Origin of the sequence: Pseudocitrobacter vendiensis (assembly GCF_943590815.1) — a bacterium.
GTDB lineage: Bacteria > Pseudomonadota > Gammaproteobacteria > Enterobacterales > Enterobacteriaceae > Pseudocitrobacter > Pseudocitrobacter vendiensis.
Map to the genome: position 1 here is coordinate 195,773 of NZ_CALSBS010000003.1, position 17,325 is coordinate 213,097.

Sequence of the window (17,325 nt, forward strand, 5' to 3'; positions counted from 1 at the left end):
GCCGGCGAAAAGTAGCCTATCTCTACAGGTTTTTTATGAAACACATTAAATATATTACACATGCTGATGTTCAGAGCCTGATTGAGCAGAAAACATCGGACGATGCGATCATTTTTCTGTCAGGCCCAACATCAAAGAAGACGCCACTTTCTGTGCTAGAAAGTAAAGATGTCATCACAGTAAATGGCTCTGCAGACTATCTACTCAGTCATAATATTGCGCCATTCATCTACATTTTGACGGATGCGCGTTTTTTGCATCAACGGCGTGACGATTTCTACCGTTTCAGCCGCGGTAGTCGCTTTACGATCGTAAATACGGATGTTTATGAAGAGGCTTCAGAAGAGGATAAAAAATATCTTCGCGAAAATTGCCATATCCTCAAAGCATTTTATAAGCGCGAGAAGGGTGGAATAGCGAAGAAAATTAAACTCGCGGTGTTAAGACGCTTGTATCGCAATTTATTGATTAAGGTACCCTTTTCGAAGAGAGGACGCCTTGTTGGTTTTTGTAAGGATATAGCGATCGGTTACTGCTCATGCCATACCGTTGCCTATACGGCGATTCAGATTGCTTACTCGTTGTGCTATTCGCGGATTGTATGTTCCGGACTCGATCTTACCGGTACCTGCCAGCGTTTTTACGATGAAAGCAATAATCCGATGCCGTCTGAGCTCAGTAAAGATCTGCATAAAATTTTGCCGTTCTTTGAGTTTATGAGCCACAACGTGCCTGATATGCGTATCTATAATCTGTCTGATGACACCGCAATCAGTTACGACATTATTCCTTTTATCAAAGTCTCAGAGCTGGCTGATGTGGCGCCTCAAAAGAGTGTGAATGCTAAAAAAAAATTCACTTCTGACGATACGCGTGTTCATGCATGATCAACATCAAGAACCTTATTGTTCAATAAAACCATGTGCTGGTAAACAAGATGCGCCTTGGAACATTTCATAAGAAAAAAAGATTATTAATAAATAAAATTAAAATCAACTTTCTCTCTTTTCTTTTTAGATCTAAAGGTGTGAGTCCTGTACCTGCAAACTGTATCAAAAGCTGTTTGCTTATTCATGATAATAGTAAGCTCGGCGATCTTATTGTATTGAGTGCACTTTATCGTGCTCTCGCTGAGAGAAATATATCTTTATCTATTATCTCCTGTGGTGTCGGGCATGCATTTTTGAAAGCCAACCCAGGCATTACCCACTTCTTTATCAAAGATTCAAATAATATTCCGGACGTTCTGAAGCTGCGCGGGGAGCTTGCGCGGCATCAATTCGATGTTGTGTTGGATCCTTTTGAAACGCAGCCCAGCTTCGGCCATGCGCTGCTTCTGTCAGGATTAAGAAAGCATTATATCCTTGGCTTTGATAAGTGGTACAAACGCTACTACTCCAGCTATCATCCGCATGATGAGCAGCTAACGGAGCACATGGCCACGCGTACACGCGTTATCTGTGAGCATCTCTTCGGCGAAGGCGTTCAATACGATGAGCGTTATGATTTGCCGCTTCCTGCTGATGTGGAACAGCAGTTACAAGAGTTTGTCGGGGATTCAAAGGTGGTGATTGTTAATCCCATCGGAGCAAAGAAAATTTGTCGGATGTCGAATCAGCAAATCCAGCTTATCGATAGCTGGTTAAAAGAGAATCACCCGGAACTGCGAATTATTTATACGGGGCATCCAAAAGACCTTCCGCTGATCCCGGTTGAGAATATCGAGACGCTGCCCTTTAAAGATTTCATCCATGCCGTCGCGCTGACTAAATATTGCCAGTACGTTATCTCCGTTGATACTGCGCTGGTTCATATTGCTTCTGCTTATGACAGACCCACGCTAGCCTTTTATCCGAAAGCGAGGCATGAAGATTATCCGTCACCGATCATTTGGGCGCCGAATAATCTACGAGCACAGCAGGTGATATCGCCAACCTGTAGCGCCTGCGATATCAAAGAGTCAGTCTTGCTGGATGCTTTAAAACGCTTATTCCAGTAAAAAAGTGAGCCATGATGGCTCACTTTTTTTTGGTTTTATTATTCCGGTCTGGCGGGGAGTTCTCGCTGGCTCTGGAAGAAGAGCAGTACCGTTGTACCGCAGATAATAATGATTGGCACACTGCGTGACCAGATCAGTACATCGCTTAACCCCAGGCCAATGACGGCCAGAGTAAACGTAAACAGGCCGAGCGAACGGTAGTAATAGACGGCGTAGAATAATCCGGCATAGAACAGCAGCGTTGATAATACCCCCACCAGTCCTTTCAGCGAGCCCGCTTCAATAAACTCATTATGCAGGTGCACATTGAGGAAGGGCATTATTCCCATCAATGATTTATCCTTTGCAACCAATGCCTTCGCGCTCTGAGCGCGTTCCTCCGCACTGCGCCATGCCAGCGGCGCCTCTTCAAAAATATCAAACCCGACCTGATACATCGCCAGGCGTGCGCCTAATGAAGACTGGCTGTTGTTTTTGGTCTGGTATTTCTCGATATCGTGCATTGCACTTTCATAGCGTTGAGATATCGGCTTACTGAAGATGAAGCTCAGGACAACGAGTAAAGCGAGGAAAGTAATAACGGATAAAAAGAGCTTTTTGGGTGCCTTACTAAAGTAGAGCACCAGCGTGATGGCACAAATTACCGGGAATAGCAGTACCGCAGAGCGAGTTTGCGTGAAGATTAGCGCCGTGAAGATAGCAGCAGTATTCAGCAGAAACAGCAGAGGATGGCTTTTCTCGACGTAGAGAATTGATATCGCGCTGATAATGCCAATCAGCATGATGGAGTAGGCCGCGCCCGTGGCCGTACCGATACCGAAATCAATTCGCGCCATACCGGCATTAAATTTAAGCCAGGCGGCATAGCCAAAAATAATAAATGACACTGCGTAAAAGAGATAAAGCAGCGCATCCTTCTTTACTTTAAATTTTGATGTCGATGCCAGTAGAACAATAAATGTCCCGAACAGAAAGATTTTCGCGGTGTTCAGATAGCTGTGATACGTGGCCCGAAAGGGTGAGTTATCCACTTTGAACAGGGAATACCAGATAACATCTACGATACCGATCAGTAAGATAGCCACTGGAAGAATGCAGGCTTTGCCTGTTAGTGCGGCTGTTTTTCCCCTTGCGATTAACGTCAATATGGCCAGAATCCCGGTAATATTAAATAACTTCATGCTTAAGTTATTATTAATTAGCGCGGTAATTAATGTCACAGCACAGAGCGCAAATGTGATGATTTCCAGGACAGAAGCGGTTTTTTGGGTATAACCCTTCCAGCCTGGTACGGTTGTAGAGGCTAACATACTGGTCCTTTATTTAAGGGCTGAGATCTCATGCCATACGGCGTTTGCAGTCAGATGTGCTAAATCACCATTGGTAGAACAGCACGCGACCTGGTTCTTCCCATAACCACCAATTAACCCAGGGTCCGTTGGGCCATACAACGTAATATTGGGTCGATCCAGTGCCGCCGTTAAATGGCTAAGCCCCGTGTCCACCGAGACAACATAGTTTGCGCCAGCCAGAACATGTGCGATGGCTTCGAGGCTCAGGCGCGGCAGTACTTCGACATAATCAAATCCTTCCGCTAACCGCTTTGCCCGCGCTTCTTCGTGCGGCGCGCCCCACGGCAACTTCACCTTTAGCCCGCTCTCTTTCAGCAAGCCAATTAACTCTCGCCAGTGTGTTTCCGGCCAGTGTTTGTCATCGCGCGTGGTGGCATGCAGGAATACGACGTAAGGCTCGGTCGCGGTTTGCGTCAGGAAATGACGTGCAATCGCGTAATCACCCTGCGTTTGCGGCTTCGCGTAACCCAGGCTTTTAGCAAACAATTCACGCGTGCGTTCGACGGCGTGTTGCTGCTTCGCAATATGATGACGACGGTTATAGAACAGGCTTGCCAGCGGTTCGCGGGCAGTTTGCCAGTCCATGCCGTGCTTGATGCCGTGGGCCAGGCGTGTGACGAGCGCGGCGCTTTTCACCAGCCCCTGCGCATCAATCACCGCATCGTATTTCACCGCCTGAAGCGTCTCACGAAACACTTTGCGCTCGGCTTTAATCGGCGCGGAGAACCACGCTTTGCGCCAGCGACGAATCGCCACCGGGATAACGCGCTCGACGGCTTCGTGCCACGAAGGGATCTGCGCGAACCCTTCCTCGACCACCCAGTCGAAGCGAATGCCCGGAATTGCCTGCATGGCGTCAGTCAGTGCGGGCAATGTATGCAATACGTCGCCCATCGAGGAGGTTTTTACGATCAATACCCGCATCCGTCAGGCTTCCTCGTCCAGCAGCAGGGCGTTCAGCTCTTCCAGCACACGGGCTGGTGTGATGTCGATCAGGCTTTGATGGTAGCCTTCTGCGGCATCGCCTTTGCGCACTTTGTGGTAGCCGGTAATCAGACGAATGACGCGGGCTTTGTTCGACAGCGGCGGAGTGAAATCCGGGCTGCTGGGGCCGTAAAGGGCAACCAGCGGGCGGTTCAGGGCAGCGGCGACGTGCATGAGACCGGAGTCATTGGTGACAACCGCTTTGCAGGCGGCAATCAGGACCACAGCCTGTTCCAGCTGGGTTTCTCCGGCCAGGTTACGACACCATGCCTGCTGTTCGGTACTCAGCGCGGCGAGGATTTCATTGCCGGCCTCATGATCTTTCGCGGAGCCAAACAGCGCGATTTGATAGCCTTCGTCGATCAGCTGTTTCGCCAGTTCAGCGTAATGGTAGTGCGGCCAGCGCTTCGCCGGGCCGAACTCTGCGCCAGGGCAGAAGCCAATTATCGGGCGTTCAGAGGAGATATTGAAGGTGTTGCACATCTGCGATTTCTCGCCTTCGGCAACGTGCAACTGTGGCCACAGCAGCGGCTGCGGTAAATCTTTCGCGCAGCGCATCACGCCTTTATCAAAGGCCAGCGCCACATAACGCTCGACCATCAGCGGCCAGGCGTCTTTATCCAGTACGCGCGCGTCGTTGAGCAGGCCATAGCGCATTTCGCCACGCCAGCCTGTACGCAGAGGAATACCGGCAAAGAAGGGAACCAGTGCCGATTTAAACGAATTTGGCAGCACGTACGCGCGGTCATAGCGGCGGCCACGCAGGCTGTGACCCAGCCTGCGACGTTCGCCCAACTCCAGCGCCCCGTGGCCAAGCGGCATCGGGATCGCGTCGTTGACTTCTGGCATACGTGCTAAAAGCGGACGGCACCACGCGGGTGCCATCACATCAATGACAGCCTGGGGATAACGCGCCCTGAGCGTGCGATAGAGACTTTGCGACATCATCATGTCGCCCACCCATGACGGGCCAATCACCAGTATCTTCATGTTGGCTTCTTACGCGTCGCGGTTCAACCAGGCCATATATTCCGCCACACCTTCGGCAACGGTTTTGAACGGTTTGTCGTAACCCGCAGCACGCAGGTTAGTCAGGTCTGCCTGCGTATATGCCTGGTAGCGGCCTTTCAGTTTTTCCGGGAACGGAATGTATTCCAGCGTGCCTTTTTTGTGATACGCCAGTGCAGCATCCGCCACGGCCTGGAAGGATTCCGCGCGACCGGTACCCAGGTTGTAGATGCCGGATACGCCGTTTTCCCAGAACCACAGGTTCACATCTGCCACGTCGCCCACATAGACGAAATCGCGTTTGAAGCCATCGCTGCCTTCGAACAGTTTCGGGCTTTCGCCGTTATTCAACTGAGTGTTGAGATGGAACGCCACGCTCGCCATGCTGCCTTTGTGGCCTTCGCGTGGGCCGTAGACGTTGAAGTAACGGAAGCCGACAATCGGCGAGTTCGCTTCTGGCAGGATCTGACGGACATATTCGTCGAACAGGAACTTCGAGTAGCCGTAAACGTTCAGCGGTTTCTCATATTCGCGGGATTCGATGAAGTCGCTGGTGCGACCGCCGTAGGTGGCTGCGGAAGAGGCGTACAGGAACGGAATTTCGCGCTCCAGGCAGTAGTGCAGCAGCTCTTTGGAGTACTGATAGTTGTTATCCATTATGTACTTGCCGTCCCACTCGGTGGTGGAAGAGCAGGCGCCTTCATGGAAGATAGCTTCGATTTCACCGAACTCTTCGCCCGCCATAATCTGGATCAGAAAATCTTCTTTATCCATATAATCGGCGATATCCAGGTCGACAAGGTTTACGAACTTAGTGCCGTCTTTCAGGTTATCTACCACCAGAATGTCGGTGATACCTTTGTCATTGAGCGCTTTAACGATGTTGCTGCCGATAAAGCCAGCGCCGCCGGTAACGATAATCATAAATGTAACCTTTGAAATGTGAGTACCCTGGACAATCCAGGGCGCTAATGACTCTTATCATAACATCACATCGACCCGCCTTCAGCCTTTCACCACCAAAGCCCCGGGCGACGCGTGATTTATGCTACAAAAAATGTAACTGGTGCTGCGTCATCTCGTACATACGTATAGCTTTAGGTAATATGTGCCGACATTTGCCGAATCTGGAGAGTTGCAATGCGTGGTGATTTTTACAAACAGTTAGCCGGTGACCTGGATACCGCCCGCGCGGAAGGGTTGTTTAAAGAAGAACGTATTATCACGTCAGCTCAGCAGGCGGATATCACCGTGGGTGATGGCAGCCACGTGATTAACTTCTGCGCCAATAACTACCTTGGCCTGGCGAACCATCCGGCGCTGATTGCCGCCGCGAAAGCGGGCCTCGACAGCCACGGTTTCGGTATGGCATCGGTGCGCTTTATTTGCGGCACCCAGGATAACCACAAAGTGCTGGAGCAGAAACTGGCGGAATTCCTTGGTATGGAAGACGCGATTCTCTATTCCTCCTGTTTTGACGCCAACGGCGGTCTGTTTGAAACGCTGCTCGGCCCGGAAGATGCGATTATCTCCGACGCCCTGAACCACGCCTCCATCATTGACGGTGTGCGCCTGTGTAAAGCGAAGCGCTTCCGCTACGCCAACAACGACATGCAGGAACTGGAAGCGCGTCTGAAAGAGGCGCGTGATGCCGGGGCGCGTCATGTACTGATCGCCACCGACGGCGTGTTCTCGATGGACGGCGTGATTGCCAACCTGAAAGGCGTCTGCGACCTGGCCGACAAGTACGATGCGCTGGTGATGGTCGATGACTCTCACGCCGTCGGTTTTGTTGGTGAAAACGGCCGTGGCTCCCACGAATATTGCGACGTGATGGGCCGTGTGGACATTATCACTGGCACGCTGGGCAAAGCGCTCGGTGGCGCATCCGGTGGTTACACCGCGGCGCGTAAAGAGGTGGTTGAGTGGCTGCGCCAGCGCTCTCGCCCGTATCTGTTCTCCAACTCGCTGGCCCCGGCGATTGTTTCAGCTTCTATCAAAGTGCTGGAAATGGTGGCGTCCGGCGCTGAACTGCGCGATCGCCTGTGGGCTAACGCCCGTCTGTTCCGTGAAAAAATGAGCGCCGCAGGGTTTACTCTGGCGGGTGCCGATCACGCAATTATCCCGGTAATGCTGGGCGATGCGGTTGTGGCGCAGGATTTCGCTCGCCTGCTGCAAAAAGAGGGGATCTACGTGACCGGTTTCTTCTATCCGGTAGTGCCGAAAGGTCAGGCGCGTATTCGCACCCAGATGTCGGCGGCACACTCCCCTGAACAAATCGAACGTGCGGTAGAAGCCTTTATCCGCATTGGTAAACAACTGGGCGTGATTGCCTGAGGAAGCCAGATGAAAGCGTTGTCGAAACTGAAAGCGGAAGAGGGGATCTGGATGACCGACGTGCCGAAACCGGACGTGGGCCATAACGATCTGCTGATTAAAATCCGTAAAACGGCGATTTGCGGTACGGATGTGCACATTTATAACTGGGATGAATGGTCGCAGAAAACCATCCCGGTTCCGATGGTGGTCGGTCATGAATATGTCGGCGAAGTGGTCGGCATTGGCCAGGAAGTGAAAGGCTTTAAAATCGGCGACCGCGTTTCCGGCGAAGGTCATATCACCTGCGGGCACTGTCGTAACTGTCGTGGCGGCCGCACACACCTGTGCCGCAATACCATTGGCGTGGGCGTAAATCGTCCGGGCTGCTTCGCGGAATATCTGGTGATCCCGGCGTTCAACGCCTTCAAAATTCCGGATAACATCTCCGATGATTTAGCCTCTATTTTTGACCCGTTCGGCAACGCGGTACACACGGCGCTCTCTTTCGACCTGGTCGGTGAGGATGTGCTGGTTTCCGGCGCAGGCCCGATTGGTGTGATGGCGGCGGCGGTCGCGAAACACGTCGGTGCGCGCAATGTTGTTATCACTGATGTGAATGAATACCGTCTGGACCTGGCGCGTAAAATGGGCGTCACCCGCGCAGTAAACGTCTCCAAAGAGAGCCTGACTGACGTAATGGCTGAACTCGGTATGACTGAAGGCTTTGACGTCGGCCTGGAAATGTCCGGTGCGCCGGCAGCCTTCCGCTCCATGCTCGACACCATGAATCATGGCGGGCGCATAGCCATGCTGGGTATTCCGCCGTCTGATATGTCGATCGACTGGACCAAAGTCATCTTCAAGGGGCTGTTTATCAAAGGGATTTATGGTCGTGAAATGTTCGAAACCTGGTACAAGATGGCGGCGCTGATTCAGTCTGGTCTGGATTTAACGCCGATTATCACCCACCACTATGGTATTGATGATTTCCAGAAAGGCTTTGACGCTATGCGTTCGGGTCAGTCCGGTAAAGTCATCCTGAGCTGGGATTAAGGCTCATCGCCTCATGTCTCTTCAGACATGAGGCGTATTTCCTGAAGGTAATCTTAAAATCGCCTGATATATGTAAAACTTTGTCATTGTCATAAATGTTTCGTATTCGGGCATTAGTCTTATTTCATTACAAATCCCTCTGTTGCACGCTAATTCCTGTTTATAAAAATAAACTTCGCCGGATCGACGGAATGACGCCGAAATATCTTTCACCCTTAATTCAATCTTAAGGTGAGAAAGGTACAACGTAACCTACACGTTAAGGTGATCAGGTAATGAAAAAGATGAATAGCCCAGGGACACTCAGTGTCATCGTCCCCCTTTATAACGCAGGCGATGCATTTAAAGCCTGTATGGAATCGCTGCTGGCGCAAACCTGGACGGCGCTGGAAATTATCATTGTGAATGACGGCTCTACGGATAATTCTGTCGATATCGCAACCTGGTATGCCGAGAATTACCCACAGGTTCGTTTGGTGCATCAGGCTAACGCCGGGGCGTCGGTTGCCCGTAATCGCGGTCTGGAGCTCGCACACGGCGAGTACATCGCGTTTGTGGATGCCGACGATGTGACGTATCCGCAGATGTATGAAACCCTGATGACCATGGCGTTGCAGGATAATCTCGACGTCGCGCAGTGCAATGCCGACTGGTGTGAACGTGAAACCGGCAAAACCTGGCAATCCATCCCGCAGGAACGCATCCGCTCAACCGGCGTGATGAGCGGCCCGGCGTGGCTGCGTATGGCGTTAGCCAGCCGTCGCTGGACGCATGTGGTCTGGATGGGTGTATATCGTCATGAATTAATTAAGCAATGTAATCTGAAATTTGTACCCGGACTGCATCATCAGGATATTCTCTGGTCGACGGAATTTATGTATAACGCTACACGTGCGCGATATACTGAAGAATCGTTGTATAAATATTTCCTGCATGATGTTTCGGTGAGCCGTAAAAAACGTTTCGGGCGTAAAAACCTTTCCTATCAACGTCATTACATTAAAATTACCCGCTTGCTGGATAAATTAAATCGTGATTATGCGGATAAAATTAAGATGCATCCCGAGTTTTACCAGCAAATAACCTATGAAGCATTGCGGGTTTGTCATGCGGTGCGTAAAGAGCAGGATGTGATTACACGTAAAATGATGATTGCCGAGATATTTGCGTCCGGAATGTATAAACGGATGGTGGCTAATATTCGTAGCCCGAAGCTGGCGTATCAGGTGCTGTTGTGGTCGGTGCGGTTATACGGCTGGCAGGATCGCGGTCTGGCGAGCCGCAGGTTGGCACGAAAGGCGCTTAGCCTGCGATGATGTTCAGGGAGATCTGCAGGCCCGGTAAGCGAAGCGCCACCGGGCGATTATGCGAGTTTGCCGGATGCGGCTACGCCTTATCCGGCCTACAGTAAACTTTACCTGTCAATGAGTTACGGCTTATCCCAACCCTGCCACTGTAGCCGTAGGTACTGCATCACGGTACTGTTGCTGATGCTGTCCGCCATCACGGTAAAGAACTGGGTAGCGTAAACCGGCTCCGGCGCTTTCTTCGTTTTACACAGCTTCACGCCGCGGAACGGATTGCGCGGTGCGTCTGGCGTTGTGCCTTTCGGTGGCGTCAGGTTTGGCGTGGAGGTATCCACTTGCGGTTCGTTAAGCAGATCGCTCGGGCGTACCAGGGTGATATCCGACGGCAATGTGGGCAGCATCTGCTGCAATACACGTACTGTCGACGGATGCGGGTGACCAATCGCAATCGCCGAACCATTACGGCGCGCCACTTCTACCGCCCGGTTAAACTGACGGCGAATATCGGCTTCGTTCTGCGTATCGTCGAGGAACACTTTGCGTTTAATCACCTTCACGCCCGTACCGTTGGCGGCGCGCATCGCCTGGCTGTTGCCAATCGTCATGCTATCGAGGAAATAAAGGTTATAGCGGCTCAGCGCCTGCATCACTTTCTGCATGCCGAACAGGCTTGAGGTCATCGCGCTGCCCATGTGGTTGTTCAACCCCACGGCATAAGGCACTTTGTTTACCGCTTCGCGAATGATGCGTTCGATTTCATCACTGCTCATTTCCGGGCGCAGCGTGTCTCTTTCCAGCGGCTGCTTGCTGAGTGGCGCCATCGGCAGATGGATGAGCACTTCATGCCCGCTGTTATGCGCTTTGGTGGCCATTTCATGGGCATGTGGCGCATTGGGTAGAACGGCGACGGAAACGGCTGACGGCATTGCCAGCACCTGATTTTCATTGTGCGGGCGATAGCCAAAATCATCAATGACAATCGCCAGCTTCCCCGCAAAGACTGGCGCCGCTAGGGTAAGGACGCCAAGAAGAAGGATTCTGCGAAATTGAAGCAAACTTATCTTCCCAACCACGGCAGTGGATTGACCGCCTGACCCTGGCGGCGAATTTCGAAATAGAGCGACGGTCGGCCCTGACCTCCGCTGTTACCAACCAGCGCAATCGGCTGTCCGGCGCGAACCTGCGTACCTACGCTGACCAGCGCACTCTGATTATAGCCGTAAAGACTCATATCGCCTTTCCCGTGCTCAACCACTACGACTAAACCGTAACCCTGCAACCAGTCGGCCAGAATGACGCGACCATCGGCGATGGCTTTAACCTCAGTACCTTCGGAGGCGCTGATCACCATCCCTTTCCAGCGGAGCTCGCCCTGCAACTGTTCGCCATAGCGGTGCAGCGTAGTGCCGCGAACCGGCCAGTATGCCTGACCTCTCGGTGCGCCGAGGCCGCCAGTACGCGACATCAGTGAGCGTTCGCTTTCGGTAGGTTTGTAGGTTTTGCCTTTGCTGGTGGCTTCTTTCTGACGGTCGCGAACCGCATCAGCTTCGCGGGCTTCGCGATCGGCGCGCGCTTTAGCTGCGGCAGCTGCGCGGGCGATGCTGTTACGCAAACGGGATTCGTTAGCCCGCAGTTCACTTAACTGCTGCTGACCTTTCTGGATAGAGGACTCCAGCCCGGCGATAGTTTTCTGCCGTTCGCTGCGCGCCTGCTCAAGTTTCGCCTGCTGCGCTTTTTGTTCATACAGCAGGGTTTGTTGCTGGCTTTGTTTCTCTTCCAGCTCTGCTTTCTGCGTGGTGACCAGTTCGCGTGTCTGTTTCAGCTCAGCGATGGTCTCCTGGCGCGCCTGGTTAAGGTAGCCAAAGTAAGCCTGCAAGCGCTGGCCGCGCTGGCTCTCTTCTCCGCTGAGAATGAGCTGAATACCGGTGTGTTCACCCTGACGGAATGCGGCGTCGAGCTGAGCGGCAAGATTACGCTCCTGCGTGGCGCGTTGTGCTTCCAGCTTCGCAATCGAGGCGTTCATTTCGTCGATTTGCTTATTGAGCTGCGTTAGCGTGGCTTGCGTTTCGCGAAGCTGACGCGCGGCGGCGGCGATGGCCTGATCCTGCGCTTTCAGTTGCGCGAGCAGAGAGGAACGTTGCTGTTGTTGCTGGCGTACTGCGCGCTCTTTAGCGGCAATATCGGCCTGAATAGATTGGAGCTGCGAGCGATCGTCGGCGTGGGCAGATGACGCGCACAGCAATACGCCAGCGCTGAGTGCGCTGGCGTATAATGTGGACCGCAGCGTAACCACGGCACCTTTAAGTACAAAAATCGCCTTTCCCCTCATGGGGAGGGATTATTCCACGATGAACAGCGGCTTACCAGTCATCTCTTTCGGGATTTCCATGCCCATCAGCGTCAACATGGTCGGCGCGATATCGGAAAGCTTACCACCATCGACAGCTTTCAGATTTTTCTCGCCAACGTAGATCAGCGGAACGGGCAGGTTGGTATGTGCTGTGTGCGCCTGGCCGGTAGCCGGATCACGCATCTGTTCTGCGTTACCGTGGTCTGCGGTGATGAGCAGTTGGCCACCAACAGATTCAACCGCTTTGGCAACCTGATCAACACAATTATCCAGTGCTTCAACGGCTTTGATTGCCGCATCCATCACACCGGTGTGGCCGACCATGTCGCCGTTCGGGTAGTTACAAATGATGGTGTCGTATTTACCGCTCTTGATTGCCGCGACCAGTTTTTCGGTCAGCTCTTCGGAGCTCATTTCTGGCTGCAAATCATAGGTAGCGACTTTCGGGGAGTTGATCAGAATACGGTCTTCGCCTTTGAACGGTTCTTCTACGCCGCCGTTAAAGAAGAAGGTGACGTGTGCGTATTTTTCCGTTTCGGAGATACGCAACTGGGTTTTGTCGTTCTTCGCCATCCACTCGCCGAAGGTATTTGCCAGAGATGCTGGCGGATACGCGCACGGTGCTTTGATGTCGGCAGCGTATTCGGTCAACTGGATGAAGTCGCCCAGTTTCACTTCTTTCTGACGTTTGAAACCGTCGAAATCAGCATTTACGAAGGCGCGGGTGATTTCACGCGCACGGTCAGCACGGAAGTTCATGAAAATCAGCGCATCGCCGTCTTCCATTGCCGCATCGGCCTGGCCTGCGGCGCGGATAACGGTCGCTTTCACGAATTCATCGTTTTCATCACGCGCGTAGGCTGCCTGCAGGCCTTCTACCGCGGTGTCGAACTGGAACTCGCCTTTGGCCTGGGTCATCAGGTTGTAGGCTTGTTCAACCCGATCCCAACGGTTGTCGCGGTCCATGGCGTAGTAACGACCAATGATGGACGCCACGCGGCCTTTGCCCAGTGCGGCAAATTTGTCTTCGAATTTTTTCAGTGAACCTTCAGCGCTACGCGGCGGGGTGTCGCGGCCATCCAGGAAAGCGTGCAGATAGATTTTTTCCGCACCGCGTTCGGCGGCCAGTTCAACCATCGCCAGAATGTGATCTTCGTGGCTATGAACGCCGCCCGCAGAAAGCAGACCCATGATGTGCACGGCTTTGCCTGCTTTCGCGGCTTTATCGACTGCGCCGCACAGAACCGGGTTAGCGAAGAAAGTGCGTTCTTTAATTTCCACGTCGAGACGGGTCAGGTCCTGATACACGATACGGCCTGCGCCCAGGTTAACGTGACCGACTTCGGAGTTGCCCATCTGACGATCCGGCAGGCCAACTTCCAGACCGGATGCGTCGATCAGGGTGTGAGGACGTTTTGCCCACAGGGCGTCCATGACAGGGGTTTTTGCGCTGAAGATAGCGTTATCCTGGTGTTCTTCGCGATAGCCGTAGCCATCAAGGATTACCAGTACCATAGGTTTTTTAGAAACCGACATTGCGACAACCTCATGCTCGAAGGAGATAAAAAATTTTGCGTAATTTTACTACAGCTGAATCGATCAAACAGCCACTGAAGATCAAAAAAAGAGGAAGGATTAAGCAATGAAAGGGCGCTTTTGTGGCATTTTTTCCGGAGTACGCCGCAGAAAATGCATTACATCGCGCGGCCTGGCTGTATTTGCTCCACTGCACAGGTATACTCCTTCCCTGGTTTTTTAATCATTAAGTCGGGAGTCGTTACCCCCCATGCAAGAAATTATGCAATTTGTTAGCCGTCATCCTGTGCTGAGCATCGCATGGATCGCCTTACTGGTGGCCGTTCTGTTCACCACATTCAAAGGCCTGGCGTCTAAAGTTAAAGTGATTACCCGTGGTGAAGCTACACGTCTTATCAACAAAGAAGACGCGGTGGTTGTCGACCTGCGTCAGCGCGATGATTTCCGTAAAGGCCACATCGCAGGCTCTGTTAACCTGCTGCCGGCGGAAGTGAAAGCCAACAACGTGGGTGAGTTAGACAAGCACAAGAACAAGCCGGTGATCGTCACCGACGCCTCTGGCATGCAGGCTCAGGAATCAGCAAACGCGCTGCTTAAAGCGGGTTTTGAACAGGTTTATGTGCTGAAAGAAGGTATTGCAGGCTGGAGCGGCGAAAATCTTCCTTTAGTTCGCGGTAAGTAAGGATAATTGTCATGGCTACTATCGAAATCTACACCAAAGCGACCTGCCCGTTCTGCCATCGTGCAAAAGCATTGCTGAGCAGCAAAGGCGTTACTTTCCAGGAGCTGCCGATCGATGGCGACGCGGAAAAACGCGAAGAGATGATTAAGCGCAGTGGCCGCACGACGGTTCCGCAGATTTTTATTGATGCACAGCACATTGGCGGCTGTGATGACTTGTATGCGCTTGATGCACGTGGTGGACTTGATCCCCTGCTGTAATAGCGCATGTGCGTGAGCGTCACGCCGACACGTATCGGCCTGAAGAATAACGCGTATTTTAAGGACAACACGAAAGGGTTTTTACACATGTCTGAGCAAAACAACACTGAAATGAATTTCCAGATCCAGCGTATCTACACCAAGGACGTATCTTTCGAAGCGCCAAATGCGCCGCACGTTTTCCAGAAAGATTGGCAACCAGAGGTTAAACTTGATCTTGATACGGCTTCCAACCAACTGGCGGAAGGCGTGTTTGAAGTGGTGCTGCGTGTCACCGTTACGGCGACGCTGGGCGAAGAAACGGGCTTCCTGTGTGAAGTTCAGCAGGGCGGTATTTTCTCCATCGAAGGTATCGAAGGTACTCAGATGGCGCACTGCCTGGGTGCATACTGCCCGAACATTCTGTTCCCGTATGCGCGTGAATGCATCACCAGCCTGGTTTCCCGTGGGACCTTCCCGCAGCTGAACCTTGCGCCGGTTAACTTTGATGCGCTGTTCATGAACTATTTGCAGCAGCAGTCCGGTGAAGGTGCAGAACAACATCAGGATGCCTGATGAACGCACTTAATGCTTCAATGACTGTGATCGGTGCCGGCTCGTACGGCACCGCTCTTGCCATCACGCTGGCAAGAAACGGCCACCAGGTCGTACTCTGGGGCCACGATCCTGAACATATCGCGACCTTACAGCGTGACCGCTGCAACGTGGCGTTTCTTCCCGATGTTCCCTTCCCGGATTCACTGCACCTCGAAAGCGATCTCGCGACGGCGCTGGCCGCCAGCCGCAATGTGCTGGTGGTGGTGCCGAGCCATGTCTTCGGTCTGGTACTGCGCCAGATGAAACCGCTGATGCGCAGCGATGCGCGCGTGGTGTGGGCGACGAAAGGGCTGGAAGCGGAAACGGGGCGTCTGTTGCAGGACGTCGCGCGCGAAGCCCTTGGCGATGATATCCCGCTGGCGGTTATCTCCGGGCCGACGTTTGCCAAAGAGCTGGCGGCAGGCTTGCCGACCGCGATCTCCCTGGCATCAACCGATCCGGTATTTGCCGACGACTTACAGCAACTGCTGCACTGCGGCAAAAGCTTCCGCGTTTACAGCAACCCTGATTTTATCGGCGTGCAGCTGGGCGGCGCGGTGAAAAACGTCATTGCCATTGGCGCGGGGATCTCTGACGGCATCGGTTTTGGCGCGAATGCCCGTACGGCGCTGATCACCCGTGGTCTGACCGAAATGTCACGGCTGGGTGCGGCACTGGGCGCCGATCCTGTCACCTTTATGGGGATGGCAGGGCTGGGCGATCTGGTACTGACCTGTACTGACAACCAGTCGCGTAACCGTCGTTTCGGCATGGCGCTCGGCCAGGGCGCAGACGTTCAGGATGCGCAGGATAAAATCGGCCAGGTGGTCGAAGGTTACCGTAATACCAAAGAAGTTCGCGAATTGGCGCACCGTGTGGGTGTCGAAATGCCAATAACCGAGGAAATTTATCAGGTATTATATTGCGGAAAAAGTGCGCGCGAGGCAGCATTGACGTTATTAGGTCGTGCTCGCAAGGACGAACGCAGCGGCAAGTAAATACAGGAAACCTTTGTCACCTCAAATGACCCGGCCGGCACAGAACTGGCCGGTCATTCATCATCGTCTGGAGTATGCAATGTCGTGTGAAGAACTGGAGATTGTCTGGAACAACATTAAAGCTGAAGCCCGGGCACTGGCAGATTGTGAGCCGATGCTGGCCAGCTTTTATCACGCGACGCTACTCAAGCATGAAAATCTCGGTAGCGCCCTCAGCTACATGTTAGCCAATAAACTGGCATCGCCGATTATGCCTGCTATCGCCATTCGCGAAGTGGTTGAAGAGGCCTACGCGGCTGACCCGGAAATGATCGCGTCCGCGGCGTGTGATATTCAGGCGGTGCGCACGCGCGACCCGGCGGTAGATAAATACTCGACGCCGCTGCTTTATCTGAAAGGTTTTCACGCGTTGCAGGCCTACCGAATCGGCCACTGGCTGTGGTTGCAGGGGCGTCGCGCGCTGGCGATTTTCCTGCAAAATCAGGTCTCTGTGACGTTCCAGGTTGATATTCACCCGGCTGCGAAAATCGGCCGCGGCATTATGCTCGACCACGCTACCGGAATCGTCGTGGGTGAAACGGCGGTGATTGAGAATGATGTCTCGATTCTGCAATCCGTCACCCTTGGCGGTACCGGGAAAACCAGCGGCGATCGTCACCCGAAAATCCGCGAAGGCGTAATGATTGGCGCAGGCGCGAAAATTCTCGGCAATATTGAAGTTGGTCGTGGTGCGAAAATTGGCGCGGGTTCTGTGGTTTTGCAACCTGTGCCGCCGCATACGACCGCCGCAGGCGTACCGGCACGTATTGTCGGTAAGCCAGACAGCGATAAGCCGTCGATGGATATGGACCAGCACTTCAACGGCATTCACCATACGTTTGAGTATGGCGACGGGATTTGA

The 17,325-nt window shown here is 52.9% G+C and carries 17 protein-coding genes; 10 read left to right on the forward strand and 7 right to left on the reverse strand.

All coding sequences use genetic code 11. From position 1 onward, the window contains the following. The first annotated feature begins 35 nt into the window (after positions 1 to 35). Together waaZ and NMC31_RS05550 are read left to right on the forward strand one after the other, a co-directional pair. Positions 36 to 887: a 3-deoxy-D-manno-oct-2-ulosonate III transferase WaaZ gene (waaZ, locus tag NMC31_RS05545; RefSeq protein WP_253897235.1), complete on the forward strand. Its 852-nt coding sequence runs from the start codon at positions 36 to 38 to the stop codon at positions 885 to 887. A 50-nt stretch (positions 888 to 937) separates the two neighbouring features. Beyond that, positions 938 to 1,999, forward strand: a complete 1,062-nt coding sequence (locus NMC31_RS05550) for a glycosyltransferase family 9 protein (RefSeq protein WP_253897236.1) — start codon at positions 938 to 940, stop codon at positions 1,997 to 1,999. A 38-nt stretch (positions 2,000 to 2,037) separates the two neighbouring features. Here the strand turns inward: NMC31_RS05550 and NMC31_RS05555 are convergent, their stop codons facing one another. The 4 genes from NMC31_RS05555 to rfaD all read right to left on the reverse strand — a co-directional run bounded on the left by NMC31_RS05555 (position 2,038) and on the right by rfaD (position 6,267). Next, positions 2,038 to 3,180 (reverse strand): O-antigen ligase family protein, encoded by a 1,143-nt coding sequence (locus NMC31_RS05555; RefSeq protein WP_366938206.1) that lies wholly within the window; start codon positions 3,178 to 3,180, stop codon positions 2,038 to 2,040. A gap of 138 nt (positions 3,181 to 3,318) precedes the next feature. Next, entirely contained in the window at positions 3,319 to 4,275 is a 957-nt protein-coding gene (gene rfaC, locus NMC31_RS05560; protein WP_149463697.1) for a lipopolysaccharide heptosyltransferase RfaC, read from the reverse strand. Positions 4,276 to 4,278: 3 nt separating this feature from the next. Beyond that, on the reverse strand, positions 4,279 to 5,325 hold the full coding sequence (gene rfaF, locus NMC31_RS05565; RefSeq protein ID WP_253897238.1) for an ADP-heptose--LPS heptosyltransferase RfaF: 1,047 nt from the start codon (positions 5,323 to 5,325) through the stop codon (positions 4,279 to 4,281). Between the two features lie 9 nt (positions 5,326 to 5,334). Beyond that, complete coding sequence (gene rfaD / locus NMC31_RS05570; protein ID WP_253897239.1) at positions 5,335 to 6,267, reverse strand: ADP-glyceromanno-heptose 6-epimerase; 933 nt, start codon at positions 6,265 to 6,267, stop codon at positions 5,335 to 5,337. A 216-nt stretch (positions 6,268 to 6,483) separates the two neighbouring features. Between rfaD and kbl the strand changes: the two genes are divergently transcribed. From kbl to NMC31_RS05585, 3 genes are all read left to right on the forward strand, one after another. Beyond that, the gene (gene kbl / locus NMC31_RS05575; RefSeq protein WP_149463694.1) at positions 6,484 to 7,680 is read left to right on the forward strand and encodes a glycine C-acetyltransferase; all 1,197 of its coding nucleotides are present in this window, start codon (positions 6,484 to 6,486) and stop codon (positions 7,678 to 7,680) included. A gap of 9 nt (positions 7,681 to 7,689) precedes the next feature. Beyond that, a complete protein-coding gene (gene tdh / locus NMC31_RS05580; RefSeq protein ID WP_149463693.1) occupies positions 7,690 to 8,715 on the forward strand; it encodes an L-threonine 3-dehydrogenase in 1,026 nt (341 codons plus the stop codon). A gap of 284 nt (positions 8,716 to 8,999) precedes the next feature. Beyond that, a complete protein-coding gene (locus NMC31_RS05585; protein ID WP_253897315.1) occupies positions 9,000 to 10,031 on the forward strand; it encodes a glycosyltransferase in 1,032 nt (343 codons plus the stop codon). Between the two features lie 113 nt (positions 10,032 to 10,144). Here NMC31_RS05585 and NMC31_RS05590 read toward each other — a convergent pair whose 3' ends face one another. From NMC31_RS05590 to gpmM, 3 genes are read right to left on the reverse strand one after another with little or no spacing between them, the layout of a single operon-like run. After that, the gene (locus NMC31_RS05590; RefSeq protein ID WP_253897240.1) at positions 10,145 to 11,077 is read right to left on the reverse strand and encodes a divergent polysaccharide deacetylase family protein; all 933 of its coding nucleotides are present in this window, start codon (positions 11,075 to 11,077) and stop codon (positions 10,145 to 10,147) included. A gap of 2 nt (positions 11,078 to 11,079) precedes the next feature. Beyond that, positions 11,080 to 12,351, reverse strand: coding sequence for a murein hydrolase activator EnvC (gene envC, locus NMC31_RS05595; RefSeq protein WP_253897241.1), 1,272 nt, complete (start codon positions 12,349 to 12,351; stop codon positions 11,080 to 11,082). A 9-nt stretch (positions 12,352 to 12,360) separates the two neighbouring features. Further along, positions 12,361 to 13,908, reverse strand: coding sequence for a 2,3-bisphosphoglycerate-independent phosphoglycerate mutase (gene gpmM, locus NMC31_RS05600; protein WP_149463690.1), 1,548 nt, complete (start codon positions 13,906 to 13,908; stop codon positions 12,361 to 12,363). A 250-nt stretch (positions 13,909 to 14,158) separates the two neighbouring features. On the opposite strand from gpmM, the gene NMC31_RS05605 reads away from it, so the two are divergent. From NMC31_RS05605 to cysE, 5 genes are all read left to right on the forward strand, one after another. Further along, complete coding sequence (locus NMC31_RS05605) at positions 14,159 to 14,590, forward strand: rhodanese-like domain-containing protein (RefSeq protein WP_149463689.1); 432 nt, start codon at positions 14,159 to 14,161, stop codon at positions 14,588 to 14,590. Positions 14,591 to 14,601: 11 nt separating this feature from the next. Beyond that, positions 14,602 to 14,850 carry a glutaredoxin 3 gene (gene grxC, locus NMC31_RS05610; protein WP_015962491.1) on the forward strand — a complete coding sequence of 83 codons (249 nt, stop codon included), beginning with the start codon at positions 14,602 to 14,604 and terminating at the stop codon, positions 14,848 to 14,850. Positions 14,851 to 14,937: 87 nt separating this feature from the next. Beyond that, the gene (secB, locus tag NMC31_RS05615; protein WP_041686358.1) at positions 14,938 to 15,405 is read left to right on the forward strand and encodes a protein-export chaperone SecB; all 468 of its coding nucleotides are present in this window, start codon (positions 14,938 to 14,940) and stop codon (positions 15,403 to 15,405) included. After that, positions 15,405 to 16,424: an NAD(P)H-dependent glycerol-3-phosphate dehydrogenase gene (gpsA, locus tag NMC31_RS05620; RefSeq protein ID WP_149463687.1), complete on the forward strand. Its 1,020-nt coding sequence runs from the start codon at positions 15,405 to 15,407 to the stop codon at positions 16,422 to 16,424. The genes secB and gpsA overlap by 1 nt, the downstream gene beginning before the upstream one ends. Before the next feature lie 79 nt (positions 16,425 to 16,503). Further along, positions 16,504 to 17,325 carry a serine O-acetyltransferase gene (gene cysE / locus NMC31_RS05625; RefSeq protein WP_015962494.1) on the forward strand — a complete coding sequence of 274 codons (822 nt, stop codon included), beginning with the start codon at positions 16,504 to 16,506 and terminating at the stop codon, positions 17,323 to 17,325.

What these genes read in the sequence shown, in the direction of transcription:
- waaZ (WP_253897235.1), top strand. Translation starts at nt 36, where the DNA reads ATGAAACACATTAAATATATTACACATGCTGATGTTCAGAGCCTGATT.
- NMC31_RS05550 (WP_253897236.1), top strand. Translation starts at nt 938, where the DNA reads ATGCGCCTTGGAACATTTCATAAGAAAAAAAGATTATTAATAAATAAA.
- NMC31_RS05555 (WP_366938206.1), bottom strand. Translation starts at nt 3,180, where the DNA reads ATGAAGTTATTTAATATTACCGGGATTCTGGCCATATTGACGTTAATC.
- rfaC (WP_149463697.1), bottom strand. Translation starts at nt 4,275, where the DNA reads ATGCGGGTATTGATCGTAAAAACCTCCTCGATGGGCGACGTATTGCAT.
- rfaF (WP_253897238.1), bottom strand. Translation starts at nt 5,325, where the DNA reads ATGAAGATACTGGTGATTGGCCCGTCATGGGTGGGCGACATGATGATG.
- rfaD (WP_253897239.1), bottom strand. Translation starts at nt 6,267, where the DNA reads ATGATTATCGTTACCGGCGGCGCTGGCTTTATCGGCAGCAACATCGTT.
- kbl (WP_149463694.1), top strand. Translation starts at nt 6,484, where the DNA reads ATGCGTGGTGATTTTTACAAACAGTTAGCCGGTGACCTGGATACCGCC.
- tdh (WP_149463693.1), top strand. Translation starts at nt 7,690, where the DNA reads ATGAAAGCGTTGTCGAAACTGAAAGCGGAAGAGGGGATCTGGATGACC.
- NMC31_RS05585 (WP_253897315.1), top strand. Translation starts at nt 9,000, where the DNA reads ATGAATAGCCCAGGGACACTCAGTGTCATCGTCCCCCTTTATAACGCA.
- envC (WP_253897241.1), bottom strand. Translation starts at nt 12,351, where the DNA reads ATGAGGGGAAAGGCGATTTTTGTACTTAAAGGTGCCGTGGTTACGCTG.
- gpmM (WP_149463690.1), bottom strand. Translation starts at nt 13,908, where the DNA reads ATGTCGGTTTCTAAAAAACCTATGGTACTGGTAATCCTTGATGGCTAC.
- NMC31_RS05605 (WP_149463689.1), top strand. Translation starts at nt 14,159, where the DNA reads ATGCAAGAAATTATGCAATTTGTTAGCCGTCATCCTGTGCTGAGCATC.
- grxC (WP_015962491.1), top strand. Translation starts at nt 14,602, where the DNA reads ATGGCTACTATCGAAATCTACACCAAAGCGACCTGCCCGTTCTGCCAT.
- secB (WP_041686358.1), top strand. Translation starts at nt 14,938, where the DNA reads ATGTCTGAGCAAAACAACACTGAAATGAATTTCCAGATCCAGCGTATC.
- gpsA (WP_149463687.1), top strand. Translation starts at nt 15,405, where the DNA reads ATGAACGCACTTAATGCTTCAATGACTGTGATCGGTGCCGGCTCGTAC.
- cysE (WP_015962494.1), top strand. Translation starts at nt 16,504, where the DNA reads ATGTCGTGTGAAGAACTGGAGATTGTCTGGAACAACATTAAAGCTGAA.